We start from the raw sequence: 25,898 nt of genomic DNA, 5'->3' as shown, positions 1-25,898 counted from the left end.
GATGGCCCCCCGCAACCGCCAAGGGCTTTACGACCCGCGCTCCGAGCGCGATGCCTGTGGCTTCGGCATGGTCGCCCAGCTTGACGACCAACCCTCACGCCTGCTGGTCGACACCGCCATCGCCGCGCTTTCGCGCATGACCCACCGTGGTGGTGTCGCCGCCGACGGGCTGACCGGCGATGGCTGCGGCCTGCTGCTGCGCCGCCCCGATGCCTTCCTGAAACTGCTGGCCAGCGAAGCGGGCATCGCCGTGGGCGCGCGCTTCGCCGCCGGCCTGGTGTTCCTGCCGCACGATGCCGAGGCCGCGCAGGCCTGCCGCACGCAGCTGCAGGCGCAGGTGGAAGCCGTCGGCTGCAAGGTTGCCGGCTGGCGCGAGGTGCCCATCGATGACAGCGTCTGCGGCCAGCTGGCCCGCGATACGCTGCCGCGCATCGAACAGGTGTTCGTCGACGCCGGTGTCGGCCAGGATGACGGCGGCTTCGCGCTCGCCCTGTTCCTGGCCCGCCGCCGCAGCGAACAGCAGCTTCGCGGGCATGCCGATTACTACGTCACCACCCTCAGCCCCAATGCGATCAGCTACAAGGGCATGGTCCTGCCGGACAAGCTGAGCCGCTTCTTCCCGGACCTGCAGCGCCGCGAACTGGCCTCCAGCGCCATCGTGTTCCACCAGCGCTTCTCCACCAACACGCTGCCGCGCTGGCCGCTGGCGCACCCGTTCCGCATGCTCGCCCACAACGGCGAGATCAACACCATCGAGGGCAACCGCCGCTGGGCGCAGGCGCGCAGCAAGGTGTGGAAGACCCCGCGCTTCGACATCGCCGAGTTCGATCCGGTCATCTCCATGCACGGCTCCGATTCGCAGAGCCTGGACAACATGCTGGAGCTGATGGTGTCCGGTGGCATGGAACTGATCCAGGCGCTGCGCATCCTGGTGCCGCCGGCGACCCAGTCGCTGGAGTTCAAGGATCCCGACCTGGCTGCGTTCTATGAGTTCCATGGCCTGAACAGCGAGCCGTGGGACGGCCCGGCCGGCATCGTCGCCTGCGACAGCCGCTATGCGGTGTGTACGCTGGACCGCAACGGCCTGCGCCCGGCGCGCTGGATGCTGACCGCCGACCGCCACTTCCTGGTCGCCTCCGAAGCAGGCGTGTGGGAAGTGCCGACCGAGCGCGTGGTGCGCAAGGGCAAGCTCGGCCCGGGCGAAATGATCGCCATCGACCTCAAGCGCGGCGACCTGCTCGATTCGGAAGCCATCGACCGCATCAACCGTGGCCGCGCGCCGTACAAGCAGTGGCTGCAGCAGGGCGTCACCTACCTGCAGACCGAACTGATCGATCCGTCGCTGGTGGAAGAGCCCTTCGACGAGGGCACCCTGCGCAGCTACCACAAGCTGTACCAGCTCAGCAGCGAGGAAGTGGAGCAGGTGCTGCGGCCGCTGGCCGAGACCGAGCAGGAAGCCACCGGCTCGATGGGGGATGACACGCCGATGGCCGTGCTCAGCCAGCGCAGCCGTCCGCTGTACGACTATTTCCGCCAGGCGTTCGCGCAGGTGACCAACCCGCCGATCGATCCGTTGCGCGAAGACTGCGCGATGTCCCTGTCCACCCAGCTCGGCAAGGAGACCAACATCTTCCATGCCGGCCCGGAGACGGTGAACCACGTCATCCTCAACTCGCCGGTGCTGAGCCAGCGCAAGCTGCGCCAGCTGCTGAAGATGGACCAGTACGTGCAGGCCAACCGCCTGCTCGACCTGTCCTACAGCGAGGACGAAGGCCTGCGCGCCGGCATCGAGCGCATCTGCGCCGAGGCCGAACAGGCTGCGCGCGAGGGCATGGTGATGCTGCTGCTGTCCGACCGCTACCCGGTGGCCGGGCGGCCGATGGTGCACGCCCTGCTGGCCACCAGCGCCATCCACCACCACCTCTCGCACCTGGGCCTGCGCTGCGACGTCAACCTGATCGTCGAGACCGGCACCGCGCGCGACCCGCACCACATGGCCTGCCTGCTCGGCTTCGGCGCCACCGCGGTGTACCCGTACCTGGCCTACCAGACCCTGTTCGACCTGGGCCGCCGCGGCATCCTCAAGCTCAGCAAGGGCGGCGAGCAGTCGCAGATCGGCCGCCGCTACCGCAAGGGCGTGTACAAGGGCCTGTCGAAGATCATCTCGAAGATGGGCATCTGTACCGTGGCCAGCTACCGCGGTGCGCAGCTGTTCGAGATCATCGGCCTGGAACCGGAGGTGGTCGCGCTGTGCTTCCCCGATACCGCCTCGCGCATCGGTGGCGCCGGCTTCGCGCGCCTGGATGCCGATGCACGCGAGCTGTGCGCGCAGGCCTGGGATGCGCAGCAGGGCGTGGATGTCGGCGGCCTGCTGAAGTACGTGCACGGCGGCGAATACCACATGTACAACCCGGACGTGGTGACCACCCTGCAGCGCGCGGCGCGCAGCGGTGACCCGCGTGCGTGGCAGCAGTACTGCGATGCCGTGCATGCCCGGCCGCCGTCGGCACTGCGCGACCTGCTGGAACTGGTGCCGGCGGCCACGCCGACGCCGCTGGACGAGGTCGCCCCAACCAGCACGCTTTTCCCGCGCTTCGACACCGCCGCCATCAGCCTCGGCGCACTGTCGCCGGAAGCGCATGAAGCGCTGGCCATCGCCATGAACCGCCTCGGCGGCCGCAGCAATTCCGGCGAAGGTGGCGAAGACCCGGCGCGCTACGGCACGCAGCGCCGCAGCAAGATCAAGCAGGTGGCCTCGGGCCGCTTCGGCGTCACCGCCGAATACCTGGTCAATGCCGAGGTGCTGCAGATCAAGGTCGCACAGGGCGCCAAGCCCGGCGAAGGCGGTCAGCTGCCCGGCCACAAGGTCAATGAACTGATCGCCCGCCTGCGCTATGCCAAGCCGGGCATCGGCCTGATCTCGCCGCCGCCGCACCACGACATCTATTCCATCGAAGACCTGGCCCAGCTGATCTACGACCTCAAGCAGGTCAACCCGACCGCGCTGGTGTCGGTGAAGCTGGTCAGCCATGCCGGCGTGGGCACGATTGCCGCCGGCGTGGTCAAGGCCGGCGCGGACCTGATTACCATTTCCGGCCATGACGGCGGCACTGGCGCTTCACCAGTCAGCTCGATCCGCTATGCCGGCGTGCCGTGGGAACTGGGCGTGGCCGAAGCGCACCAGGCGCTGCTGGCGAACGACCTGCGCGGGCGCACCCTGCTGCAGACCGACGGCGGCCTGAAGACCGGCCTGGACGTGGTCAAGGCCGCGTTGCTGGGTGCCGACAGCTTCGGTTTCGGTACTGCACCGATGATCGTGCTGGGCTGCAAGTACCTGCGCATCTGCCACCTCAACAACTGCGCCACCGGCGTGGCCACCCAGGACGAGCGCCTGCGCGAGAACCACTTCACCGGCCAGCCCGAGCGCGTGGAGAACTTCTTCCGCCTGCTGGCCGAGGAAGTGCGTGGCTGGCTGTCCTATCTGGGCGTGCGTTCGCTGGAAGAGATCGTCGGCCGCACCGACCTGCTGCGGCAGATCGAGGCCGCGCCGCGCGATGGCGTGCGCGTGGACCTGTCGCGCCTGCTGGCTGATGCCCGCTACGAAGGCAGCCACTGCGCCGCGCAGCGCCTGTACGAATCGCCGGACAGCCTGGCCACGCAGATGGACGGCCTGCTGGCGCCGGCCATCGAGCACAAGCAGGGCGGCGAGCACCGCTTCCTGATCCACAACACCGACCGCAGCATCGGCACCCGCCTGGCCGGTGCCGTGGCCCGCGCGCACGGCAACCAGGGCATGGCCGAGGCGCCGCTGGAACTGCGCTTCCGTGGCAGCGCCGGGCAGAGCTTCGGCGCATTCAACGTCGGCGGCCTGCACCTGGAAGTGGAAGGCGAAGCCAACGACTACGTCGGCAAGGGCATGGCCGGCGGCCGCCTGGTGGTGCGCCCGCCGCGCGGCGCGCGCTTCGAGGCCCGCAGTACCGCCATCATCGGCAACACCTGCCTGTACGGCGCCACCGGTGGCGAGCTGTTTGCCGCCGGCCGCGCGGGCGAGCGCTTCGCAGTGCGCAATTCCGGCGCGCTGGCGGTGGTGGAAGGTGCCGGTGACCACTGCTGCGAGTACATGACTGATGGCGTGGTGCTGGTGCTGGGCAAGGTCGGCCTGAACTTCGGCGCCGGCTTCACCGGTGGCCTGGCCTACGTGCTGGACGTCGACCGCGATTTCGTCGACCGCTACAACCACGAGCTGATCGACATCCACCGCGTGTCGGCCGAGGGCTTCGAGAACTACCGCCAGCACCTGCACCGCCTGATCGGCCGCCACCGCGAGCTGACCGGCAGTATCTGGGCCCAGCAGATCATGGACGAGTTCCGCGATTACATCGGCAAGTTCTGGCTGGTCAAACCCAAGGCCGCCAGCATCGAGTCGCTGACGGAAACCCTGCGACGCGCCGCGTGATGTTTTCCGGTAGTGCCGGCCGCTGGCCGGCAACGTCCCTCCCCGCATTCCAGAGCCCGCCATGAGCCGCAAGCAAGCATTCCAGTTCCTCGATCTGCCCCGGACCATGCCGCAGCGCATCCCGGTCGAACTGCGCACCTCCGGCGACTGGGGTGAGCTGTACGGCAAGTTCGGCAAGGAAGACGCCCAGTACCAGGCCGGCCGCTGCCTGGACTGCGGCAACCCGTACTGCAGCTGGAAGTGCCCGGTGCACAACGCCATTCCGCAGTGGCTGCAGCTGGTGCAGGAAAACCGCATCCACGAAGCTGCCACCCTGTGCCACAGCACCAACCCGCTGCCGGAAGTGTGCGGCCGCGTCTGCCCGCAGGACCGTCTGTGCGAAGGCAGCTGCACGCTGGAGGAATTCGGCGCGGTGACCATCGGTGCGGTGGAGAAGTACATCGTCGATACCGCGCTGGCCAGCGGCTGGCGCCCCGACCTGGACGCGGTGCAGCCCACCGGCCAGAGCGTGGCGGTGATCGGTGCCGGTCCGGCCGGCCTGGCCTGCGCCGACCGCCTGGCGCGCGCCGGCATCACCGCCGTGGTCTACGACCGCTACGAACAGATCGGCGGCCTGCTGCAGTTCGGCATCCCCAGCTTCAAGCTGGACAAGGACGTGATCCACCGCCGCCGCGAGGTGCTGGAGGGCATGGGTGTGCAGTTCCGCCTGGGCGTGGAGATCGGCCGCGATGTCAGCGTGCAGCAGCTGCTGGACAGCCACGATGCGGTGTTCGTCGGCACCGGCGCCTACCGCTACACCGATGGTGGCCTGGACGGCCAGGACCTGAAGGGCGTGCTGCCGGCGCTGCCGTTTTTGGTGCAGAACAGCCGCATCGTCAGCGGCGATGATCCGAAGGGCCGGCCGATTGCCGGCTGGGAAGACACCATCGCCCTGCCCGACCTCAACGGCAAGCGCGTGGTCGTGCTCGGCGGCGGCGACACCGGCATGGACTGCGTGCGCAGCGCGGTGCGCCTGGGTGCGGCCAAGGTGACCTGCGCCTACCGCCGCGACGAGGCGAACATGCCCGGCAGCGCGCGCGAAGTGGCCAACGCGCGCGAGGAGGGCGTGCGTTTCCTGTTCAACCGCCAGCCGCTGTCGATCGAAGCCGGTGCCGATGACGAAGTGATCGGCGTGACCGTGGTCGAGACCCGTCTCGGCGAACCCGATGCCAATGGCCGCCAGAACGCGGTGCCGATCGAGGGCAGTGAATCGCTGCTGGAAGCGGACGTGGTGATCATCGCGTTCGGCTTCTCGCCGACGCTGCCGGCGTGGCTGTCCGAGCACGGTGTGGAAGGCCAGTCCAATGGCCGCATCGTTGCCGGTGGCAAGGACCGCCTGCCGTACCAGACCTCGCACCCGCGCCTGTTCGCCGGTGGCGATGCCGTGCGCGGTGCGGACCTGGTGGTGACCGCCGTGGCCGAAGGCCGCGACGCCGCCGCCAGCATCGTGCGCCTACTGGCGCACTGATCCGCCCACGGCCGTGGCCTGTACGGCCTGTAGCGCCGACGCTGGAGGGGCGTCGCACGCAGGCAGGTACAGGTCCAGGCTGACGGTGGTGCCCTCGTCGGGGACGCTGTGCAGCTGCAGTTCGCCGCCCAGCGCGGCGGCCAGCTCGCGGCAGATGGCCAGGCCCAGGCCACTGCCACCGAAGCGGCGGGTGGTCGAGGCCTCGGCCTGCGTATAAGGCGCGAACACCGCCCGCTGCCGCGCCGGGCTGATACCCACGCCGGTGTCGGCCACCTGCAGCCGCAGATGCTGGCCGGCAGCCGCCTGGCGCAGCACCTGCAGGCGCAGCTCGACCCCGCCGTGCGCGGTGAACTTGAGCGCGTTGCCCGCCAGGTTGAACAGGATCTGCCTCAGGCGCAGGCCGTCGACCAGTGAGCCGGCCTGCAGCGCCGGGTCCAGCACGCAGTGCAGATGCAGACCCTTGCTTGCGGCCAGCGGCGCCAGCAGACGCTGCACGCCCCGCAGCAGCGCGGCCAGATCGGTCGGCACCGCCTGGGATGAACGGCCGCCCTCACGCTGCCGCTCGCTGTCCAGCACCTCGGCGAGGATCTGCCGCAGCATCGCGGCCGCCTCGTCGAGGGTGGCCAGCAGCTCCCGCTGGCGCGGATCCAGCGACGTCTCTGCCAGATCGTCGAGCATGCTCATCAGCGTGTTCATCGGCGCACCGATCTCCTGGCTCATGCTGGCCAGGAAGTGGGCCTTGGCCACCACCGCCTGCTCGGCTTCGCGCCGTGCATCGTTCAAGGTGGCCGCACGCATCTGCGCCTCGGTCACGTCCATCCAGTAGCCGGTCCATTCGACGCCGCTGGCATCGCCGTCGCTGCAGGCCACCGGCCGCCCGTGCGAACGCACCCATCGCCAGCCCATCCGCCCGCGGGCGCGGAAGGTGACGTCGATCGGCCCGCGCACCAGCGCCGCCGCGTCGACATGGGCCATCACCGGTCCGCGATCCTCCGGGTGCACGGCCGCCAGCAGCCGCCAGTGCTCGACGCGCGCGGTGTCCACGCTCATGCCGAACAGCGCCTGCACGTCGCCGGTCAGGTAGAGCACGCTGTACTCGCCCGTGGCGCTGCGCCGGGTCCGATAGACCACTGCCGGCAGCCCCGCGCTGACCTCCTGCAGGCGCTGCTGCAGGGCATGACGGCGCTGCGCTTCGCGGTGCAGCCGCCAGTAACCGAGGGCATGCACCAGGCCCAGCCCGAGCAGGACCAGCAAAGCGGCGGCGAGGCCGCGCAGCCACGTCGGCATCGGTATGTCCGCCGGCCTCGATGCAGATTTGCCCGCTGTGGCCAAGGCGATGCCGCGCACGCTGGACAGCGGTGCCAGCTGAGGGTCGAACACGGCCAGCCAGTGCCGGCAGGCCGGCGTCGTGGCCAGTACCAGGGCATCGTCGAAGCCGGCTGGCGCAGCGACCTGCAGCGCGTTGTCGTGGCCCTCCCGCAGCAGGCGCTCGACGTCGACCAGGTTGGCCACCACCGCATCCACCTGCGAGGCCGCCAGCAGGCGCAGGGCGGTGGCCACCGGTGCCGGTGGCAGCAGCAGCGCGCCGGGCGCCTGCCGCTGCAACAGGGGCGACAGCGATGCCGGATCGGGCGTGGCCACGGTCTGCCCGCGCAGCCCGCCCAGGTCGAGGATCGGCGGGGCATCGCGGCGGCGTACGATCACCTGCGGTATCTCGAGGTAGGTGGCGCTGGCCGGCCACTCTGGAGGCAGCTGCCCACGCGACCAGCCCAGCACCGCCTGCGTGCCGGCCGGCAGCGGGCCCTCGCCCAGCAGGTCGGCGGCCACCGGCTGCACCTGCAGCGATGGCTCGGCGGTGCGCAGCGCGGCCAGCATCGCGGCGATGCCCCCGTGCACCGCCCCGGCCTGGCCGGCGGGTACCGACGACGGCGCCGAGGCATGCACCAGCCGCAGCGGGCCGCTGCAGTCATCGGCGCGCACCGGCAACGCCACCAGCAGGGCCAGCAGCACGCCGCCATATCGCCAGCGGCGGCGCGCGGCGGCGACATCAGGACAACCAGCGACACTCACGATTACTCCTCAGGCCGCAGGCCGGACACGCGGCTGCACGAAGCAGCGGCCACCTGTCACGCTAGCGACGCGCCCCGCAGCGACAATGAGGAAAATTGCAAATCGCTTAAGTGATACTGATAGCGACATACACTGCCGCTTCCACCACTGAGGACGCCCACGATGCGCATCGGCCTGGCCGCCAACCGCCTGCACCACCATGACGCGCATGCTGCGTTGTTCCGCTGGCTGCGTGCCAGCGAGCCGGGTCTGCGCGAGCTGGGCGTGTCCCTGCATGCGGTCGGCCGTACCCACGACGCGATCGAGCGCAATGGCTTCCTGTCCGGTTATGCGGGTCTGCATCGCTATCCCTACGGCCGCCAGGGCGGCCTGATGAAGCTGGTGGCCGAAGTGGTCGGCATGGGACCGGAGCGCATCCTCGATGGCGCGATCTACCTGATCGATCCGGTCGACCCGTCGTCGGTGTTTCCCGAGGCGACCGCGCTCAAGCGGCAGTGCGTGATCCATGGCAAGCCGTTTATTTCGACCGTGGCCACCGCGCGCGACTGGATCGAGATCGAACGCGTCCACGCCGGCTTGTCCGCCGATGCCGGTGCTGATGACCTGCATGCGTTCGAAGGCCAGACGCTGGCGCTGATCGCCCACGATGCGATGAAGCCGGCGATGCTCGCCTTCGCCGACGAACATTTCGACGTGCTGGCCCGCTTCGGCGAGCGCGTGGCCACCGGCACCACCGGCCAGCGCCTCAACGAGCTGGCGTGGAGCCGCGGCTGGCCCACCGATACGCCGTGGGTGACGCGCTACCAGAGCGGCCCGATGGGCGGCGATGCGCAGATTGCCGACCGGGTGCTGGAGGGTCGCTGCCAGCGCGCGATCTTCTTCGAGGATCCGCATGTGGCGCGCCAGCATGAGGCCGATATCCAGCTGCTGGAGCGGGCGGTGACGACGGTGACCGATCAGGCGGTGTGCATTACCGCACCGCGGGTGGCGGCGCGCTGGGCGGCGGCGGCGGCGCTGCGCTCAGCCCGGTCATGATTGCGGCCAACGGTCGGTAGAGTCGACTGCCGGGCGACTGGCGTTTTGGCTTGGCCGGGCGGGGTGGGCTGCGCGCGCTCCTGTAGAGCCGAGCCCATGCTCGGCTGCTTCTCGTCGGGCTGACTGGAAACCCCACGCTGCGCGCGTCAGCCTAGGGTGGGCTCGGCTCTACGCAGTGCGTTCGGTGGCGCTGCGCGATGTCGCGATTCGCACGTTTACGGGCGGGATCATTCATGGACGGCAGCCCGCGGTGATCTGCAAACTTTCCAACTTTTCTCATTGGCTGCGCAGCCGCCGCGTGCAGATCATGGCGAGCCACCGACAACGGGTGGCGCGGGACTCCGGTGGCGCGGGACTTCAATCCCGTTCTGATCTGAAGGTTGTTTACGCTTTTCAGCTGGCGTCGCTCATTCACCGTGGGCGACGCCGGCTGGCAATCCGTCTGCGTGTCTATGGTGGGCGGTGCGTGGAGGGCTTCGGCCCGCCGGGTTTCCTTCAGATCACCGGTATTGGAGCCACGCATCGTCCGCCACCCCGCAGCTGCGGGGGTGGCTCTCTCTGCAACCTGCATAGGAGACCGCCATGAGCGCCCATCGCTACCCTTTCCTGTTCGCCACGCTGGGCGAGGCTGCCAACCAGCTTCCCGACGAGATCGCCCAGCCGCTGGAAACCACCCTCTCGGCCAACACGGCCACCGACGGCATCACGCTGGTGGGCTGCCTGCAGCGCATCGGCCACTGCGAAGGCGCGGATGGCCAGCCATTGCAGCGCACGGGGCGGACACCGGGGCAGTGCGTGGCCTTGTCCCGCATCCACCGTGGCAATGCCGGGCTGACCTTCCTGCTGGAGCTGGCGCATGCCATCGAGCGCGTGCGCGTGGACGGCGACATCAGCCAGCACCTGGGTGACGACGCGCGGGACAGGCTGCTGCTGGCCTGCCGGGCGCTGTCGGAATACGTGGATCTGCAAGTGGATGCCGCCTGAGGGAGCCGCTGCACGCGCGCGCTTTCCCGCGCTTCGCGCGTGAGCCGAGCATGGCTCGGCTCTACCGGATCCGGGGCGCCGCTCTTTGTAGAGTCGAGCTAGCTCGACTGCTTCTCGTCGGGCTGACTGAAACCCCGCGCTGCGCGCGTCAGCCGAGCGTGGGCTCGGCTCCACCGTTACAGCAGCTGGCGGAGCATGGCCTTCAGGCGCCTGCCTTCCAGCTGGAAGTAATCGCGCTGTTCGCGCCACGCCGGGAAGCGCTGTTCCACTTCCTGCCAGAACGCGGGCGAGTGGTTGGCCTGGATCAGGTGGCACAGCTCGTGCACCAGCACGTACTCGAAAGCCTCCGGGCGGCCCAGCACGAGGGCCAGGTCCAGCGCCATGCTGCCGTCTGGGGCCAGCGAGCCCCATTGCGAGGACATCACCTTCAGCCGCACGCGGCTGGGCGCGCGCGGCAGGCCCGGCAGGTACTTCGGCAGCCAGCGGCCGACATCGGCGCGGGTCTGTGCTTCATAGAACTCACGCAGCAGGCGGCGCAGGGTGGCGTCGCCGGCACGGGTCGGCCACTGCAGGCAGGCACCGTGCCCGTCGATCTCCAGGCGAGCGAAGCGGCCTTCCTGCCAGCGCACCGGCAGCAGCTCGCCACGCAGTGGCAGCATGCCGCCCTCGCCCGGCTGCAGCGGTGCTGGCAGGCCGTTGTCCTGGTAGACGCGCAGCTGCAGCGCCAGCCAGTCGCGGTGCTGTTCGAGGAAACGCTCGCCCATCACCAGGCTGGCGCGTGGCGGCAGGGTCAGGCGTGCGCCGCGTTCGTCCACGCTCAGCTTGATGCGTCGCGCACGCGGGTCGCGCACGCGCAGTACCTCGATCTCGGCATCGTCCAGGCGCAGGCGGACGGTGTCGCGCTGCACGGTGGCGGGCGGGGTCGGGCTGATCAGGCGGCGCAGCAGGCGGCTCATGTGCCCAGCATAGCGCTGCGCGGGGCCGCTGGATGACCGGCGGCCCGCGCAGTGCCTGTTCAGTCAGCCTTGCTGAGCTTGAAGGCTTCTTCCAGCAGCAGGAACAGCCGACGGATCTCGGCGCTCTGCAGGGCGAAGCGGGCGTCGAACTCGGCGCGGCGGCCGTCTTCGTCTGCATGCTCCAGCTGGTCCAGGGCGCCGTCGAGGAACTTCAGCTTGCGCACGATCAGGTCGTCGCCGATGACGAAGGACAGGTTGTCCTCGAAGATCAGTGCCAGCTTGGTCACCTGCTTGCCGGCGTCCAGGTGCTTGTCGATCTCGTCGCAGCGCAGTTCCTGGTGCTGGCACTTGACCACCGCGCCACCCTCCGCCGGGTCCTTCATCTCGCACTCTTCGCCCAGGCTCAGGCCGGTCGGCAGCGGCTCGCCGGCGATCCAGCCGGTCAGGATCGAGCGTGGCGCGACTTCGGCGTTCAGCGGCATCGCCGGGAAGCTGCCGAGCAGGCCGCGGATGTCGGACATGAAGTACTCGCCGGTCTTGCGGCTGGAGGTATCCACCGCGACATAGCCGTGCTGCAGGTCGATGAAGGCATCGTTGCGCGAGGACTTCACGAAGGCGCGCGGCAGCAGTTCATGCAGCAGGTCGTCCTTCATGCGCTTGCGCTCGCGGCCACCGGGGCGGCGACCTTCCTTCTCCTCGATCTCCTCCAGCTTGCGCTCGAGCAGGTCGTTGACCACCGCCGCCGGCAGGATCTTGTCCTCGCCGCCCACGGTCAGCCACAGGTGTTCGGCGATGCGGTGCGACAGCAGTTCCTTCTCCTCGCGGCCGAAGGGCGAGATGAAGCCACGCGAATTCATTTCCAGCGCACCGACCGGCTTGAGCAGGGCGTGCGGCAGCAGGGTGTCCACTTCGGAGAAATCGGTGGTGGTCGGGAAACGGAAGAACGTCAGGTTGCGAAAGAACATGGAATTCCGGATGGCGAAGAGGAAGGGCGTCCCACCTTAGAGGGCGGGCGTCTCGGGTGCTGCGTCGGCATCGGCCGGCGAACCGGCCAGCCAGGCATGGGCATCGGACAAGGGTGCCTCGTCGCGACGGCCCAGCGCCATGAAATCGAACAGACTGGCATCGGCCAGCTGCGAGGGGTGGATCTGGCCCATGGCCCGGGCGATCTGGTCGATGCGGCCGGGGTGGTCCTTTTCCCACTGCTGGAGCATCAGCCCGACCTGGCGGCGTTGCAGGTTTTCCTGGCTGCCACACAGGTTGCACGGGATGATCGGGAAATCACGGGCCTGGGCGTACTCGACGATGTCGCGCTCGCGTACGTAGGCCAGTGGACGGATGACCACGTGGCGGCCGTCGTCGCTGCGCAGTTTCGGCGGCATGCCCGACAGCTTGGCGTGGTGGAACAGGTTCATGAAGAAGGTGGCCACCATGTCGTCGCGGTGGTGGCCCAGCGCGATGCGGGTGAAGCCGTGCTTCTCGGCGTGGTTGTACAGCGCGCCGCGGCGCAGTCGCGAGCACAGCGAACACATCGTGCGGCCTTCCGGGATGACCCGGCTGACCACCGAATAGGTGTCCTGCTCGATGATCTGGTACGCCACGCCCAGGCTGGCCAGGTATTCCGGCAGCACGTGTTCGGGGAAGCCGGGCTGCTTCTGGTCCAGGTTCACCGCGACCAGCTCGAACGGCACCGGGGCCTTCTTCTGCAGCTGCAGCAGCATGTCCAGCAGAGTGTAGCTGTCCTTGCCGCCGGACAGGCAGACCATCACCTTGTCGCCGGCCTCGATCATGCCGTAATCGGCAATGGCCTGGCCGACCTGGCGGCGCAGGCGCCGGCACAGTGTGTGTTCCGCGCGCGGGCCCCCACGCGGTGCGACAGGCGCTCGCGGCAAGGGATCGGGCAGGGAAATCACGGCGCTCATGGCTGCCATTCTACCGGCTTGGGACCGGCGCCGGCCGCGGCGCGGGGTTGCCCTCTCCCGATGGTCACCGGCGCTGTGTATGCTCGGAGGCTGTGGATACCTACAGCCCCGCCGAGATCGTCGAACGCCTCGTCGCCCTGCGCGCCGAACACCGCGTGCTGGATGAACAGATCACCCGGATGGCTGCCAATGGCGAGGATGAGCTGGAGTCGAAACGGCTGAAGCGGCGCAAGCTGCAGTTGAAGGACTGCATCGCGAAGCTGGAAAGCCTGCAGATTCCGGACGAGCCGGCGTAAGCGGGCGGCCCATCCACGCATGGCGTGGATCTACTGGCGGGCACTGGCCGGCGTAAGGCCCATCCACGCATGGCGTGGATCTACCGGCGGGCACTGGCCGGCGTGAGGCCCATCCACGCATGGCGTGGATCTACTGGCGGGCACTGGCCGGCGTGAGGCCCATCCACGCATGGCGTGGATCTACTGGCGGGCACTGGCCGGCGTAAGGCCCATCCACGCATGGCGTGGATCTACCGCCGGGCATGGCCCGGCGCTACCCGTTCGGGATGACCACGTCGGCGTTCCACGCCGGCTCGCCGTCGACACTCAGGTCGCAGTGGCGCACGGCGCCGTCCGCGCGGCAGTGCAGGCGCAGCGGGTGGCCGTACCAGTCCCCCTGCAGGCCCGCGCCGACCACCGCCTCTTCCTCACCGACGATGCGCTCGGCATCGGCCAGCCACAGCGTGTAGCGCGGCGCGCTGCCGTCAGCGGCGCCCACGCACAGGCGCACCGGTGCGTCGGCCAGCCGGCCCGGCAGGGTGTCCTCCACGCAGGCCGGGGCGGCCTGGGCCGTCGCCGCAGCGAGCAGCATGGCCGGCAGCAGCCACGCGGGGCTGATCCACCGGCCAGGGCGGCTCATGCCTGCGGCGTCGGCTCGTCGGGGCGCGCCGCTTCCGGGCTGACGCGCTCGATGGTGTGGCGCAGTTCGCGGCCGAGGATGAACTTGGCGTCCTTGGCCCAGCTGTCCAGGCGGTCGTCGAACAGCAGCTTGCTGTTCTCGTCCGGCCACACCAGGCGCAGCTCGCGCAGCTTCTGGATGAAACCACGGAACAGCGACTTGTCGAAGAACTCCGGCGCGGCCGGCGCGTACAGCAGGCTGAGGCGCTGCGCGGCCTGCTGGCACAGGCTTTCCAGCTCGGCGGTACCGAGCGTGCCCGGGCCGTTCTTCACCAGCACCGAAATGGCGATGTAGTAACGCTCGAACGCCTGCTGCAGCGAATGGCCGATGGCACGCAGGCGGAACACTTCGTCGGTCTGCCCGGTGTTGCGGGTCAGCATGCCGCCGTCATCGTCGGCGACCTGCTGCAGCAGGCCTTCGCGGATGAACACGTCGATGGTCTGCTCGATGCGCTGGGCGAACTCGTCTTCGCTCCACGGCAGGAACAGCTCGGCCTGCAGGAACGGGTACACGGTGCGGCCCAGGCGGACCAGGCCGGTGCGGCTCATGCGGCGGTTGTTCTGGAAGCAGCAGGCCACCCACGACGAGGCGGTGAACAGGTGCACCACGTTGTTGCGGAAGTAGCTGAGCAGCACCGCGGTATCGCCACTGACGCTGAGCACGTCGCCCAGCGGGTGCTTGATACGGGTGAGGACGTTGATTTCCTCGGCGTGGGCGATGATCCGCTCCGGCGAGTGCGGGGTCACCGTCACCCGGCCCGAATACGGCATCTCTTCCAGCAGGGTCTTGCACAGCTCGATCTGCGCGATCAGGTCGGCCTCGCCCATCGCGTGCTTCGGCGTGGACAACAGGGCCAGCGCCAGCAGGTTGATCGGGTTGACGTCGGCGGCGGCATTGACGTGAACGTTGATGTTCTGCGCAAGCGTGTCGACGGTCTTCATCAGCCATGCCGGCTTTTCGTCCTCCGCTACTGCACGGCCGTCCCATTCGGGCGCGTTGACGGCCAGAACATCGGTGAGCGCGATCGGTTCGCCGAAGTTCACCACCACCTGGCCGTAGTTCTGCTTGAGCACCTTGGGGATGCCCCACAGCAGCGACCAGATCGATTCCTTCTCCTTCGGCCGCCCGGACAGTTCGTCCAGGTAGCTGTTGCCTTCCATCAGCTTCTCGTAGCCGATGTAGATGGGCTGGAACAGCACCGGCTTGCGCGGCTGGCGCAGGTAAGCGCGCAGTGTCATCGAGATGACGCCACCCTTGGGCTGCAGCAGGCGCCCGGTGCGCGAGCGGCCACCTTCGACGAAGTACTCGATGGAATAGCCGCCTGAGACCAGCTGCGCCATGTACTCGGAGAACACCGCCGAATACAGCGGGTTGCCGCGGAAGCTGCGGCGCGCGAAGAACGCACCGCCCTTGCGCAGCAGGGTGCCGACCACCGGCAGGTTCAGGTTGATCCCCGCGAAGATGTGCGGCGGCACGATGCCACGGTCGTACAGCAGGTAGGACAGCAGCAGGTAGTCCATATGGCTGCGGTGGCTGGGCACGTAAACCACTTCGTGGCCCGGCGCGGCGGCCTTGAACTTGTCCAGGTGGTGCACCAGCACGCCGGCGTAGATGCGGTTCCACACGTGGCTGAGCATGAAGCTGGCCGACCGCACCACCGGGCTGGAATAGTCCGCGGCGATTTCCCAGGCGTAGGCGTGCGCCTTCTTCCAGGCATCAACCGGCTTGGAGTTGTCGCGCTTGGCCTGGGCGGCGATCGCCTCGCGCACCGGTTCGGCGGCCAGCACCTGGTCCACCAGCAGGCGGCGGGTGGACAGGTCGGGGCCGATGACCGATTCACGGATGCGGCGGAAATGGGTACGCAGCACGCGCTGCAGCTTGCGCACGGTGCGCTCGGGCTCCAGGCCCTCGTCCACGGTGCTGCGCAGCGAAATCGGCGGGGCGAAGCGCACGATGGTGCTGCGGCCGTTCAGCAGCAGGCCCAGCAATCGGCGGAAGCGGCCGACCAGCGCCCAGTTTTCCGAGAACAGCACGGCAAACCAGCCGCTCTGCTTGTCCGGCGCGCGGCCGACGAAGATCGACACCGGCACCAGGTGCACGTCCAGATCATCGCGCACGCGGTGCGCCTGCAGGACCTTGGCCAGGGAATCGGAATGGGTCTTGGCGCCGCGCTGTTCAGGGATCAGCGAATTGCTGGAACTGCGTCGCGACAGCGCCAAGTAGGCGCGCTTGCGGCCGGTCGGGTCACCGGCCAGCGGCACCAGCGGCGAGGGCAGGCCTGCCTGGCGGCAGGCCTTGTCGAGGATCAGCGCGTTGGACAGGCCGTAGTCTTCCAGCACGTACACGACCGGGCGGCCGTCGTTGTACTGGCCCGGGTCCTCCGGCTCGATCTTCAGCGCCAGCCAAGGCTCGACCAGGCGGCCCAGCAGGCGCGCCCAGAAGGGGCGGCGGCCAGCGGGACGGGCGTGCGCGGGCGGCGGCACCGGATTGGGGCCGGTGCCGGTCGAGGGAGACGCCGCGGCCGGATCGGCGGGCGTCTGCTGGGGTTCTTCGCCGGGGAACGGCAGCGGGTTCTGTTTCGACATCGGCGCCATTATGGCTTAGGCGGCGTGGTTGCCGCTTCCCCGCCGACGGCGGGGTCTTCTGCGGGCTCCGGCGCGGCGGCCGCGCGGGCCGCATCGGCTTTGCGCAGCAGGGCATCGGTATCGGCCAGGGTGCGGGTCAGGTACCAGTGGCCTTCGCGCCGGCTCAGCGGCAGCTGCAGCTGCAGGGTGCGCCCGGCCAGCTCGTATTCCATGCGGACCAGGGCATTGTCGCCTTCCACCGAAAGCAGCTCCCCGCGCAGGCTGCGCAGGGCGTCGTCCACGCCCAACCCATAGCTGGCCAGGACGGCCTTGACGGTGTGCAGGAACGGCGCCAGCTGCTGCAGGCTGCCTTCCATGCCGGCCGCGCGCAGGCCGTCCTCGTTGTCGAAGCCGACCTTGGCGGCGGCCTCGACCAGCGCGGCGATGCTGCTGCGGGCGCGGGCCCGGTCGCTGATCGGCGCACCCTGCGCCCAGCCGGCCAGGGTTTCCACCAAGGCGATGTAATGCGTCTGCTGGCTGGAGGTGTAGCCCTTCTGGTGGCGCAGGTACTGCACGCCGAAGTTGCCCATCGACTGCGCCGCCTGGCGCACCGCACTGGCCTGGCCGGCCAGCTGGCGGTCGAAGCTGCGCTGCAGCTGGGCGGCGGCCTGCGGCTCGCGCAGCGCGGCCAGCATCGGCAGCATCTGGTCACCCAGCGGCAGTTCGCCCAGCGGCCACTGGCTGTGGCCGTCGGCCCAGGCCTGCTGCAGGCGCTGGTACTGGCCCGGCGGCACCGACAGGCGCGCGTAGCCAACCAGGTCATCCTCGACCAGGCGCTGGGCCATGGCCTGCACCGCCGCCACCGGTTCGGCCGCCGGCTTGGCCGGGTCGGTGCCGGATTGGCGGCACGCCGCCACCGCCAGCAGCACCATGGCTGCCAGCCCCCATCCACGCGCGGACCTTCCTCGCACTGCCAGGCTCATGCAATCGGACTCCCCGTACCGGCCCGCATCTTGCGGCCTGCAAGGTGACAGCGGCAAGCCGTGCGGTCACGGTTCTGCCAGGAAAGGGGGCCGGATCGTTGGGCAGACGGCTGATTGGCGGGGTCAGAGCCCTTTCGCGCACGAAAGGGATCCGACCCCTGGCGATAAAAAAAGAGCCCGGATCATAGGGATCGCAGGCTCTTCAAACCGGCGCGAGGCCGGTGGACAGTGGTGGCACATCTCCGGCCCAGGGACCGGATGGCGGCGATGCTACGCCGCCTCCGAAGTTAAGGCAATACGTCATGTAACATGACTTAAATATTTGATTTTATTGAATCAATCCTTCTGCCAGACCGCTTCAATGAAATCTACGGCATGTTTTTCGGCGATTCGGGCATAAACGCCGGGATAGCCGGGCCGCGCGCAGCCCTCGCCCCAGCTGACGATGCCGAACTGGGTCCAGCCGTCGCGCAGCTTGAGCATCAGCGGGCCGCCGGAATCGCCCTGGCAGCTGTCGACGCCCGCGCGCCCGGCGCAGATGACCTTGCCGCGCGCGAGTTCACCGGCGTAAGCGTGCTGGCAGTCGGCAAACGGCACGAACGGCACCTGCACCGTCTGCAACTGGGTCGGCAGCTCGCTGGCGCCCTCCTCGGTGGTGCCCCAGCCGATCACGGTGAAGTCACGGCCCGGCTTCAGGTAGCTGGCGTCGGGGCGCAGGCGCAGGGTCACCGGCTGCGCACCGGCCAGCGGCGCATCCAGCTGGATCAGGGCGAGGTCGTGTTCCAGCGAATTGCCGCTGTTGAAGGCCGGGTGTACGTGGATGGCCTTGACGTTGGAGGCGCGTGGCGCAGCATCGGTGGACAGCGCGGTGAGGTTGCCGATGATGGCCAGGCCGGCGGGCGAATCGCCCTGCACGCAGTGCGCGGCGGTCAGCACCCACGACGGCGAGATGAGGGTGCCACCGCAGAAGTGGCGGTCATGGTCGGTGTCGCCCATCGACAACCCCTGCAGGCTGACCATGAACGGGTACTGCCCCGGCCGGGCGTCCTCGCCGCCGATGATGCGCGGCGTTTCGCGCGGTTGCGGTGCGGCGGAGGCGGGTGCTGCGAACGCCAGCAACAGGCCGGCAAGAACTGCAGAGGTGCTGCGATACATATCCGTGTACTCCCTCTTGGATGATTGGAACCGGCGCAGCCGTGAGCGGCGCCGGTGCATCGATTGGGAGGGAGGGACATCCGGATCCAGTGCGACCGCGCGCACGGTTCTTCGCTGCAGTGTCGACTGCGACAGCGCGGGACCCACAAATGCGAACGCCATCCCGCACGGGGCGGGATGGCGTTCGATATTGCGGTGTGACCGGCGGCGCCGGCAGGCTCAGCGTGCAGCCAGAGCCGACGCGATTTCCTGCTGGATGGCCCGCGCGGCCGCCTGCGGATCGGCAGCCAGGCGGATCGGACGGCCAACCACGATGGCATCGGCGCCATCGGCGAAGGCCTGGGCCACGCCGACGGTACGCTTCTGGTCATCGCCCACCGGGCCGCCGGGGCGGATGCCGGGGCAGACGATGGAGAATCCATTGCCGGTCGCGGCGCGGATCGGGCCGGCTTCCTGGCCCGAGGCGATCACACCGTCGATGCCGGCGGCCTGTGCGGCCAATGCGCGTTCGACCACCACATCCACCGGCTCGCGATCGATGCCCATCCGTGCCAGGTCCTGGCGCCCCATCGAAGTCAGCACGGTCACCGCCAGCAGGCGCATGTCGCTGCGGTTGGCGGCTGCGCAGGCCTCCATCATCGCCGGGTGCCAGCCATGGATGGTGGCGTAGCTGACCGGCCACTGCGACAGGCGCTTGATCACCGCCGCCGCCGTGGCCGGGATGTCGAAGAACTTCAGGTCGACGAACACGCGCTTGTCGCGGCGTGCCAGCTCATCCAGCACCTGGAAGTACTCACCGGAGGCCAGCAGTTCCATGCCGATCTTGTAGAACGCCACGCTGTCGCCCAGGCGATCGACCCACTCCAGCGCCTGCACGCGGTCAGGCACATCCAGGGCGAAGATCAGCCGTTCGTCATCGCGCAGCGGCAGCGGTGCGCGGCTCACGGCGCGTAATCCAGCGCAGCGCGCTTGGCGTCGTGGCGGGCCTGGCGCGACTGGGTGTAGTCGTTGTTGAACTGTGCCGGCTCGAAACCGCCGTAGGTCGGGTTCGGCAGCATCCACCAGCGCTCGCCGAACCAGTCGTGGTACTGCTGCAGCAGCGCATCGCGGCCTTCGTTGGTGTTGGCGGTCACTTCAACGAAGTCACCCATCTGGTCACCGAACTGCATCAGCACGCGGTACTGCTGGCCGGCCAGGCGGCGGCGGCAGTTCTTCTCGCTGCCAGCCTGCTCGCAGCCTTCGACCACGGTGCCCAGGCCGAGGAACACGCTGTCGTCGGCCACCGGCAGGCCCTGCTCGCGCAGGTTGGCCAGGGTCGCGTCCTTCAGGTGCACGGCGCGGTTGGAAATGTACAGCAGGGTCACGCCCTTGGCGTTGGCGGCCTTGGCGAAATCAACCACGCCGGGGATGGCCTTGGCCTTCTTCTCGGCCACCCACTGGTCCCAGCTCAGCTCGTCGTACTCCTTGCCATCGCGCACCAGGCGCGCCTGGTAGGGCGAGTTGTCCAGCACGGTCTCATCCACGTCCAGCACCACCGCCGGCTTCAGGCCCTTGGCGGCGTTGCCACGCTCTTCCGGCACCAGCGCGTCCCAGTGGGCTTCCTTCAGCGCGGCATCCAGCTTGTCGGCAGCAGCGCGGTAGGTCTGTTCGGTGATCGCCTTGTACTCCTGCGCACGCTGCATCCACAGCACGGCATTGAGGTTGTCGTTGGCGGTCACATCACGCGCGCCGTCGGCCTTGGCGGCCGCAGCAGGGGCGTCGGGGGCGGGGGCCTCGGCGGCAGGCGCATCGACACGCTTGCAGGCGGACAGGCCGATCGCCGCAGTGGCGAGCAGGGTCAGGGACAGGGAAACGGGACGACGCATCAGGATTCACCGGCAATCAGATATACCCGGCCATTTTACCGGCAAAGATGACCGTGGCACGGCTATGCTTCGGGGTTGACCCGTTGCCTTGCGGAGGCCGCCATGACCGATCCCGTCCAGACTCCCGACGCCCCCCTGCTCGATGCCGTCCAGGCCCGCCTGCTGGGCTGCCTGGTGGAAAAGGAGGCGACCACCCCGGACACCTACCCGCTGACGGTCAATGCCGCGCAGTCGGCGGCCAACCAGAAGACCGCCCGCGAGCCGGTGATGAACGTCGATGCCGGCAGCGTGCAGCATGCCCTGCGCCAGCTGGAGACACTGGGCCTGGCGCGCCAGCACTTCTCCTCGCGCGCCGACCGCTACGAGCACCGCCTGCAGGCCGCGCTGGACCTGACCCGGCAGCAGACCGTGCTGCTTGCAATGCTGCTGCTGCGCGGCCCGCAGACCCTGGGCGAGCTGGTCACGCGCAGCGAGCGCCTGTACCGCTTCGCCGATGTGGACGAAGCCCGCCACGCCATCGAGCGCCTGCAGCAGCGCGCCCTGCTGGTGGTGCTGCCGCGCGCAAGCGGCCAGCGCGAGGACCGCTACATGCACCTGCTGTGCGGTGAGGTGGACGGCGCGGCGCTGGCCGCGAAGTACGCCAGCAGCGGCAGTGGCAGCAGCGAAGCGGCCGACCCCGGCCTGGCCGAGCGCGTGGCCCAGCTGGAAGCCGCGGTGGCCGAGCTGCAGGCCCAGCTGGCGGAACTGCGCGGCGGTTGAGGGCACCCGCCGCGCATGGCCCGGCGCTACCGCAGGTGCACCCGGTAGGGCCGGCCGCTGGCCGGCACGATGCCATGTGAACTCAGGTCGGCGTATCGACGTCGTCCCAGTCGGCCTGTTCAAAGCAGAACAACCAGTTCAGCGCGTAGTGGCGCTCGTAGATCACGCCGCCCACCAGCGCACCGGGCAGCGGTGCACCTTGGCGCTGGGCCTCACGTGCGGCCCAGTGCAGGCGGTAGTGCAGATCCAGCGCATCCAGCAGCACGTCGGTATCGCGCAGGGTCGCAGGGACGCTGCCACTGTCAGCCGCCTGCAGCAGGGCGCCGACCACATCCGGCACCGCACAGGTCGCCTGCGGCCACGGCAGCGCCTCGGACAACCCCAGCGCCCACAGCAGCACGGCCAGACTCTCGTAGCGCCAGCCGAATGGCAGCGCAGCCTCGGCGTCGCCGTGCTCGATGAAGGCGGCCTCGGCCGGGCTCAGAGCCTCCGGCAGCGCCGGCAGACGCTCGGCAAGTTCGGCCAGGCTCAACGGTGGTTCACCGGACTGCAGGGCCTCGGCGCGCAGGGCACAGGCCAGCAGCGCCTGTGCCCTGGCCCAGACCTGGGCAGGCTCGCGCAGCTGTGCCTCGGCCGCACCCAGCACAGGTGGCAATGACGGCGGGACACGCAGCTCGTGGGACTGCAGCTGCTGTTGGCTGCGCGCACGGCGCTGCCCGGCATCGGCGGGATACGGCACCTGCGCCTGCGGATCGGGCGCTTCACCCAACAGCACCCTGCCGGCCGGATCGCGCACGCTGCCATCTTCCGGGAAGCACACCGCATTGGCCTGCAGCAGCCAGGGCTGCAGTGCCTCAAGATCAGCCTCGGCCAGCTCGAACAGATAGTGCTGGCGCACGCGCTGCACGTGCCGCATCAGGTGATAGCGCGCGGCAGTCATCTGCCCGTCGCCATGGCCCAGCACGTAGTTGACGAAGCCGCCGAGGTGCGGCGCCAGCGCAGGGTCATCAAGACCACGGACGGAGGCACTGCCGGCCTGTGGCGGCGGTGCCAGCACCGGGCCGAGGGTGGAATACGCGTTGATCAGCATCGAAGCATCCGTGCAGGAAAACAGACCTGCACCATACCCCACCGGCTCATGCTGGCTGTTGAACCACCGCCGCCCCCGGCGTGGCGTACAACCGGCTCGCGCTGTCGACGTTCGGCAGCTGGATCACGCCGCGCTCGTGCATGCCCAGGCCCAGCAGGATCCGCCCGGAGGCCACGTTGTCCAGGTCGGTAATGCCGTATAGATCCTCAATGTCCAGCTGCGTGCGCGCATGCGTGAACACCGCCCGCGCCGCCTCGCTGGCATAGCCCTGCCCCGCGAACTCGGACAGCACCGCATAGCCGATATCCGGCCCCGGCAGGCCATCACGCCGCACCAGGCCGGCGTTGCCCAGCCACGCGCCATCGGCCAGGCGCTCGATCACATACATGCCGAAACCGTTCAGCGCATAGCTGTGCAGCACGCGCAGCGCGATGTAGTCGCGCGCCTGCTCCGCACTGTGCACGTTGCGGTCACCGATGAAACGCAGGAAGCCGGGATCATTGAGCAGCGCCAGCATCGGCAGCGCATCCCGATCCGGCTCGATGCGGCGCAGCCGCAGGCGTTCGCTTTCGATGGGATGCACGCGCAGACCTCTGTGGATCGGGGGTCGGATCCCTTCGCGAGCGAAGGGAACCGACCCCGGTCAATCAAACAATGCCTCGATCGCCGCCAACCCCGCCGTCGCGCGCTCCTTCTTCCGCGCCGCATCGGCCACCGGGTCCGCGCCATCGCGCTGGATCTCCTCGGCCGGAATCTCCTCGAAGAACCGGCTCGGCTTCAGCCGCACATGCTCGCCGAACTTGCGCGTCAGCTTGCTGTAGCTCATCCACAGCTGGATCTTCGCGCGGGTGATGCCCACGTACAGCAGGCGCCGCTCCTCCTGCAGGTTGCCTTCGTCCAGGCTGACCTGGTGCGGCAGCACCCCGTCCTCGCAGCCGACGATGAAGACATAGGGGAATTCCAGGCCCTTGGACGCGTGCATGGTCATCATGCGTACCTGGTTGCCGCCCTCGTCCTTGTCGCTGCGCGAGAGCAGCGCCAGCTGGCCGGCCAGGTCGGCCGCGGTGGCACCGCGCGGGCCGCCCTCGAACCACTGTGCCAGTTCCTCGATGTTGTTCGCCCGGCGCTGGTAGCTGGCCTCTTCCTTGGCCTGCTGGCGCAGCTCGCTGAGCAGGCCCGACTCCTTGGCGACCTTGCGGATCATGTCGCCGGAGCTGATCTGCCGGGTCTGCGCGCGCAGGTCACGCAGGATGTCGGTGAAGCGCGCCAGGCTGTTGGCCGCCCGCGGCGGCAGCTGCTGCAGCGCGCCGATCGACTCGGCGGCATGCGCCATCGGGATGTCTTTTTCCTGTGCCAGCTCGGCCAGCTTGGCCAGCGTGCCGGCACCAACATCGCGCTTGGGTGACTGCACCGCACGCATGAACGCGGTGTCGTCGTCCGGGTTCACCAGCAGCCGCAGCCAAGCCAGCGTGTCCTTCACTTCCTGGCGTTCCAGGAACATGGTGCCGCCGGTCAGGTGGTAGGGAATGCGCAGCAGCTGCATCGCCTTTTCCAGCGGCCGCGACTGGAAGTTGCCGCGGAACAGGATGCAGAAATCGCTCCACGGCACCTTGCGCGCCTGCGCCACGAAGGCGATCTCGGCGGCGACCTTCTCTGCTTCGTGCTCGCTGTTGCGGCATTCCCATACGCGGATGCGCTCGCCGTCCGCCTGGTCGCTCCAAAGCTTCTTCAGGTGTTCGTGCGGGTTGTTGGCGATGAGTGCGTTGGCCGCGCGCAGCACGCGGTTGGAGCAGCGGTAGTTCTGCTCCAGCTTGATGATTTCCAGCGCGGGATAATCGCGCCCCATCTGCTGCAGGTTTTCCGGGTTGGCGCCGCGCCAGGCGTAGATCGACTGGTCATCGTCGCCCACGCAGGTGAAGTTGCCCTTGTCGCCGGCCAGCTGCTTGAGCAGCCGGTACTGCGCGTCGTTGGTGTCCTGGCATTCGTCCACCAGCAGGTAGCCGATGCGTTCGCGCCAGGCCACGGCGATGTCCGGGTTCTCTTCCAGCACCTGCACCGGTAGGCGGATCAGGTCGTCGAAGTCCACTGCATTGAACGCGGTCAGGCGCAGCTGGTAGCGCTCGTAGACGCTGGCCGCTTCCTTCTCGCGGTTGCTGCGCGCGGCGGCCATCGCCTGCTCGGGCGACAAGCCGGCGTTCTTCGCTCGCGATACCAGGTTCTTCATGTCCTCGATGTCGTCGGGCTTGGCGCCGGACATCAGGTCCTTGATCTGCGCAGCGGCATCGTCGGCATCGAAGATCGAGAAGCCGCGCTTCAGGCCCACCGCCGCGTGTTCGATCTGCAGGAACTTCAGGCCCAGGGCGTGGAAGGTGCAGATGGTCACCTCGTCGGCGTCCTGCTCGCGCAGGCGCTTGGCCACGCGCTCGCGCATTTCCTTGGCCGACTTGTTGGTGAAGGTGATGGCCGCGATGCGGCGTGCGGGGTAGCGCCCACAGCCGATCAGGTGGGCGATCTTCTCGACGATCACGCGCGTCTTGCCGCTGCCCGCACCGGCAAGCACCAGCAGGGGGCCTTCGATGTGCAGGACGGCGGCGGCTTGGGGAGGATTGAGACCGTGCATGGGAGGGGGATTGTAGCGGGCCCGGGTGACGGCCACAGCGGCCGGCCGGTGGGGATGCTGAACGGCTTCGGCGTGCCGGGGCAGCGGCGTACAATCGGCCGATGGCCAAGCTCTATTTCTACTATTCGGCGATGAACGCCGGCAAGACCACCACCCTGCTGCAGAGCGCGCACAACTACCGCGAGCGCGGCATGCGGGTGGCGATCCTGACCCCGCGCCTGGACGACCGTGCCGGTGCCGGCGTGGTCGCCTCGCGCATTGGCCTGCGCGCCGAGGGCATGGCCTTCGACCGCGACAGCGACCTGCAGCGCTGGGTGGCGCAGGACCTGGCCGACAAGGGCCCTATGGGCTGCGTGCTGGTGGACGAGGCGCAGTTCCTGACCCGCGCGCAGGTCTGGCAGCTGAGCGAGGTGGTCGACCAGCTGCGCATTCCAGTGCTGTGCTACGGCCTGCGCACCGATTTCCGCGGCGAGCTGTTCGAGGGCAGCCAGTACCTGCTGGCTTGGGCCGATGAGATGCAGGAGATCAAGACGATCTGCCACAGCGGCAAGAAGGCGACGATGACGGTGCGCGTGGATGAGCATGGCCACGCGGTGCAGGACGGCCCGCAGGTCGAGATCGGCGGCAACGAACGCTACGTGTCGGTGAGCCGTGCCGAGTTCAAGAAGATCACCCGTGGTGAGGGGCGGATCGACCCGGCGCAGGCCCCCCTGCCGCTGTAAAAGGTGGTTCTTTTGCAGGGCTTGCAGCCCTGCACCTGATGCAAGCCAGAGCCGAAGCAACAGCAACAGCGACAGCAAAAGCGGGCATTCCGTGGGATGGCGGGGCACTGTGGGTGTGCGGGGACGCCGTAAACCCGTCCATGGGGGTCGCCGCTTGCTCGTGTGCGCTGTCCTGCGCACACGGCAAGACCGGGGTTGGGCGTCCTGCCCAACCCGCCCGAGGCATGCCTCGGGCCCATGCGGCTCACACCCCGCA

General features: G+C 68.8%; 20 protein-coding genes. 7 read left to right on the top strand and 13 right to left on the bottom strand.

The genetic code is table 11. The features are described 5' to 3' along the window. Nucleotide 1 precedes the first annotated feature (1 nt). Both gltB and AC1VXD_RS12180 read left to right on the top strand, forming a co-directional pair. Nucleotides 2-4,456, top strand: coding sequence for a glutamate synthase large subunit (gene gltB / locus AC1VXD_RS12185; protein ID WP_482992256.1), 4,455 nt, complete (start codon nucleotides 2-4; stop codon nucleotides 4,454-4,456). 61 nt (nucleotides 4,457-4,517) lie between these two features. Next, nucleotides 4,518-5,963 carry an FAD-dependent oxidoreductase gene (locus AC1VXD_RS12180; RefSeq protein WP_108767229.1) on the top strand — a complete coding sequence of 482 codons (1,446 nt, stop codon included), beginning with the start codon at nucleotides 4,518-4,520 and terminating at the stop codon, nucleotides 5,961-5,963. Here the strand turns inward: AC1VXD_RS12180 and AC1VXD_RS12175 are convergent. Further along, nucleotides 5,949-8,033 (bottom strand): ATP-binding protein, encoded by a 2,085-nt coding sequence (locus tag AC1VXD_RS12175; RefSeq protein WP_482992255.1) that lies wholly within the window; start codon nucleotides 8,031-8,033, stop codon nucleotides 5,949-5,951. The genes AC1VXD_RS12180 and AC1VXD_RS12175 overlap by 15 nt on opposite strands. 162 nt (nucleotides 8,034-8,195) lie before the next feature. Between AC1VXD_RS12175 and AC1VXD_RS12170 the strand changes: the two genes are divergently transcribed. Next, nucleotides 8,196-9,068, top strand: coding sequence for a methylglyoxal synthase (locus AC1VXD_RS12170; RefSeq protein WP_482992254.1), 873 nt, complete (start codon nucleotides 8,196-8,198; stop codon nucleotides 9,066-9,068). 582 nt (nucleotides 9,069-9,650) lie between these two features. Next, the gene (locus AC1VXD_RS12165; RefSeq protein ID WP_482992253.1) at nucleotides 9,651-10,052 is read left to right on the top strand and encodes a hypothetical protein; all 402 of its coding nucleotides are present in this window, start codon (nucleotides 9,651-9,653) and stop codon (nucleotides 10,050-10,052) included. Nucleotides 10,053-10,228: 176 nt separating this feature from the next. Here the strand turns inward: AC1VXD_RS12165 and AC1VXD_RS12160 are convergent, their stop codons facing one another. Genes AC1VXD_RS12160 through ttcA form a run of 3 tightly spaced genes read right to left on the bottom strand, consistent with a single transcriptional unit; the run spans nucleotide 10,229 to nucleotide 12,939 of the window. Continuing rightward, the gene (locus AC1VXD_RS12160; protein ID WP_482992252.1) at nucleotides 10,229-11,008 is read right to left on the bottom strand and encodes a M48 family metallopeptidase; all 780 of its coding nucleotides are present in this window, start codon (nucleotides 11,006-11,008) and stop codon (nucleotides 10,229-10,231) included. A 59-nt stretch (nucleotides 11,009-11,067) separates the two neighbouring features. Continuing rightward, nucleotides 11,068-11,973, bottom strand: a complete 906-nt coding sequence (locus AC1VXD_RS12155) for a recombination-associated protein RdgC (protein ID WP_482992251.1) — start codon at nucleotides 11,971-11,973, stop codon at nucleotides 11,068-11,070. Nucleotides 11,974-12,009: 36 nt separating this feature from the next. Further along, nucleotides 12,010-12,939, bottom strand: coding sequence for a tRNA 2-thiocytidine(32) synthetase TtcA (gene ttcA, locus AC1VXD_RS12150; RefSeq protein WP_482992250.1), 930 nt, complete (start codon nucleotides 12,937-12,939; stop codon nucleotides 12,010-12,012). 83 nt (nucleotides 12,940-13,022) lie between these two features. On the opposite strand from ttcA, the gene AC1VXD_RS12145 reads away from it, so the two are divergent. Further along, nucleotides 13,023-13,226 carry a YdcH family protein gene (locus tag AC1VXD_RS12145; RefSeq protein ID WP_079224582.1) on the top strand — a complete coding sequence of 68 codons (204 nt, stop codon included), beginning with the start codon at nucleotides 13,023-13,025 and terminating at the stop codon, nucleotides 13,224-13,226. A 253-nt stretch (nucleotides 13,227-13,479) separates the two neighbouring features. On the opposite strand, the gene AC1VXD_RS12140 is transcribed toward AC1VXD_RS12145, so the two are convergent. From AC1VXD_RS12140 to AC1VXD_RS12115, 6 genes are all read right to left on the bottom strand, one after another. Next, the gene (locus tag AC1VXD_RS12140; protein WP_482992249.1) at nucleotides 13,480-13,845 is read right to left on the bottom strand and encodes a hypothetical protein; all 366 of its coding nucleotides are present in this window, start codon (nucleotides 13,843-13,845) and stop codon (nucleotides 13,480-13,482) included. Next, nucleotides 13,842-16,478, bottom strand: a complete 2,637-nt coding sequence (gene plsB / locus AC1VXD_RS12135) for a glycerol-3-phosphate 1-O-acyltransferase PlsB (RefSeq protein WP_482992248.1) — start codon at nucleotides 16,476-16,478, stop codon at nucleotides 13,842-13,844. Before plsB ends, AC1VXD_RS12140 begins: the two co-directional genes overlap by 4 nt. Then, nucleotides 16,478-17,431, bottom strand: a complete 954-nt coding sequence (locus AC1VXD_RS12130) for a hypothetical protein (protein ID WP_482992247.1) — start codon at nucleotides 17,429-17,431, stop codon at nucleotides 16,478-16,480. The genes plsB and AC1VXD_RS12130 overlap by 1 nt, the downstream gene beginning before the upstream one ends. 336 nt (nucleotides 17,432-17,767) lie before the next feature. Continuing rightward, nucleotides 17,768-18,586: a S1 family peptidase gene (locus tag AC1VXD_RS12125; protein WP_482992246.1), complete on the bottom strand. Its 819-nt coding sequence runs from the start codon at nucleotides 18,584-18,586 to the stop codon at nucleotides 17,768-17,770. A gap of 219 nt (nucleotides 18,587-18,805) precedes the next feature. Continuing rightward, the gene (pyrF, locus tag AC1VXD_RS12120; RefSeq protein ID WP_482992245.1) at nucleotides 18,806-19,531 is read right to left on the bottom strand and encodes an orotidine-5'-phosphate decarboxylase; all 726 of its coding nucleotides are present in this window, start codon (nucleotides 19,529-19,531) and stop codon (nucleotides 18,806-18,808) included. Next, entirely contained in the window at nucleotides 19,528-20,451 is a 924-nt protein-coding gene (locus AC1VXD_RS12115; RefSeq protein ID WP_482992244.1) for a 5'-nucleotidase, lipoprotein e(P4) family, read from the bottom strand. Before AC1VXD_RS12115 ends, pyrF begins: the two co-directional genes overlap by 4 nt. A gap of 102 nt (nucleotides 20,452-20,553) precedes the next feature. Here AC1VXD_RS12115 and AC1VXD_RS12110 point away from each other — a divergent pair, with 102 nt between their 5' ends. After that, nucleotides 20,554-21,210, top strand: a complete 657-nt coding sequence (locus AC1VXD_RS12110) for a YceH family protein (protein ID WP_482992243.1) — start codon at nucleotides 20,554-20,556, stop codon at nucleotides 21,208-21,210. Between the two features lie 82 nt (nucleotides 21,211-21,292). Here the strand turns inward: AC1VXD_RS12110 and AC1VXD_RS12105 are convergent, their stop codons facing one another. The 3 genes from AC1VXD_RS12105 to AC1VXD_RS12095 are packed head-to-tail and all read right to left on the bottom strand — an operon-like array spanning nucleotide 21,293 to nucleotide 24,920. After that, nucleotides 21,293-22,300, bottom strand: a complete 1,008-nt coding sequence (locus AC1VXD_RS12105; RefSeq protein ID WP_482992242.1) for a DUF4272 domain-containing protein — start codon at nucleotides 22,298-22,300, stop codon at nucleotides 21,293-21,295. A gap of 46 nt (nucleotides 22,301-22,346) precedes the next feature. Continuing rightward, a complete protein-coding gene (locus tag AC1VXD_RS12100; RefSeq protein ID WP_482992241.1) occupies nucleotides 22,347-22,883 on the bottom strand; it encodes a GNAT family N-acetyltransferase in 537 nt (178 codons plus the stop codon). A 60-nt stretch (nucleotides 22,884-22,943) separates the two neighbouring features. Then, a complete protein-coding gene (locus AC1VXD_RS12095; protein ID WP_200751337.1) occupies nucleotides 22,944-24,920 on the bottom strand; it encodes a UvrD-helicase domain-containing protein in 1,977 nt (658 codons plus the stop codon). Nucleotides 24,921-25,021: 101 nt separating this feature from the next. Between AC1VXD_RS12095 and AC1VXD_RS12090 the strand changes: the two genes are divergently transcribed. Continuing rightward, on the top strand, nucleotides 25,022-25,642 hold the full coding sequence (locus AC1VXD_RS12090; RefSeq protein WP_200751336.1) for a thymidine kinase: 621 nt from the start codon (nucleotides 25,022-25,024) through the stop codon (nucleotides 25,640-25,642). Nucleotides 25,643-25,898 lie beyond the last annotated feature (256 nt).

The sequence above is a fragment of the Stenotrophomonas sp. STEN054 genome (assembly GCF_056854535.1).
The sequence above is the reverse complement of the archived record's forward strand: the minus strand, read 5'-3'. Positions and strand labels throughout refer to the sequence as shown.

What these genes read in the sequence shown, in the direction of transcription:
- gltB (WP_482992256.1), top strand. Translation starts at nt 2, where the DNA reads ATGGCCCCCCGCAACCGCCAAGGGCTTTACGACCCGCGCTCCGAGCGC.
- AC1VXD_RS12180 (WP_108767229.1), top strand. Translation starts at nt 4,518, where the DNA reads ATGAGCCGCAAGCAAGCATTCCAGTTCCTCGATCTGCCCCGGACCATG.
- AC1VXD_RS12170 (WP_482992254.1), top strand. Translation starts at nt 8,196, where the DNA reads ATGCGCATCGGCCTGGCCGCCAACCGCCTGCACCACCATGACGCGCAT.
- AC1VXD_RS12165 (WP_482992253.1), top strand. Translation starts at nt 9,651, where the DNA reads ATGAGCGCCCATCGCTACCCTTTCCTGTTCGCCACGCTGGGCGAGGCT.
- AC1VXD_RS12160 (WP_482992252.1), bottom strand. Translation starts at nt 11,008, where the DNA reads ATGAGCCGCCTGCTGCGCCGCCTGATCAGCCCGACCCCGCCCGCCACC.
- AC1VXD_RS12155 (WP_482992251.1), bottom strand. Translation starts at nt 11,973, where the DNA reads ATGTTCTTTCGCAACCTGACGTTCTTCCGTTTCCCGACCACCACCGAT.
- ttcA (WP_482992250.1), bottom strand. Translation starts at nt 12,939, where the DNA reads ATGGCAGCCATGAGCGCCGTGATTTCCCTGCCCGATCCCTTGCCGCGA.
- AC1VXD_RS12140 (WP_482992249.1), bottom strand. Translation starts at nt 13,845, where the DNA reads ATGAGCCGCCCTGGCCGGTGGATCAGCCCCGCGTGGCTGCTGCCGGCC.
- plsB (WP_482992248.1), bottom strand. Translation starts at nt 16,478, where the DNA reads ATGGCGCCGATGTCGAAACAGAACCCGCTGCCGTTCCCCGGCGAAGAA.
- AC1VXD_RS12130 (WP_482992247.1), bottom strand. Translation starts at nt 17,431, where the DNA reads ATGAGCCTGGCAGTGCGAGGAAGGTCCGCGCGTGGATGGGGGCTGGCA.
- AC1VXD_RS12125 (WP_482992246.1), bottom strand. Translation starts at nt 18,586, where the DNA reads ATGTATCGCAGCACCTCTGCAGTTCTTGCCGGCCTGTTGCTGGCGTTC.
- AC1VXD_RS12115 (WP_482992244.1), bottom strand. Translation starts at nt 20,451, where the DNA reads ATGCGTCGTCCCGTTTCCCTGTCCCTGACCCTGCTCGCCACTGCGGCG.
- AC1VXD_RS12110 (WP_482992243.1), top strand. Translation starts at nt 20,554, where the DNA reads ATGACCGATCCCGTCCAGACTCCCGACGCCCCCCTGCTCGATGCCGTC.
- AC1VXD_RS12105 (WP_482992242.1), bottom strand. Translation starts at nt 22,300, where the DNA reads ATGCTGATCAACGCGTATTCCACCCTCGGCCCGGTGCTGGCACCGCCG.
- AC1VXD_RS12095 (WP_200751337.1), bottom strand. Translation starts at nt 24,920, where the DNA reads ATGCACGGTCTCAATCCTCCCCAAGCCGCCGCCGTCCTGCACATCGAA.
- AC1VXD_RS12090 (WP_200751336.1), top strand. Translation starts at nt 25,022, where the DNA reads ATGGCCAAGCTCTATTTCTACTATTCGGCGATGAACGCCGGCAAGACC.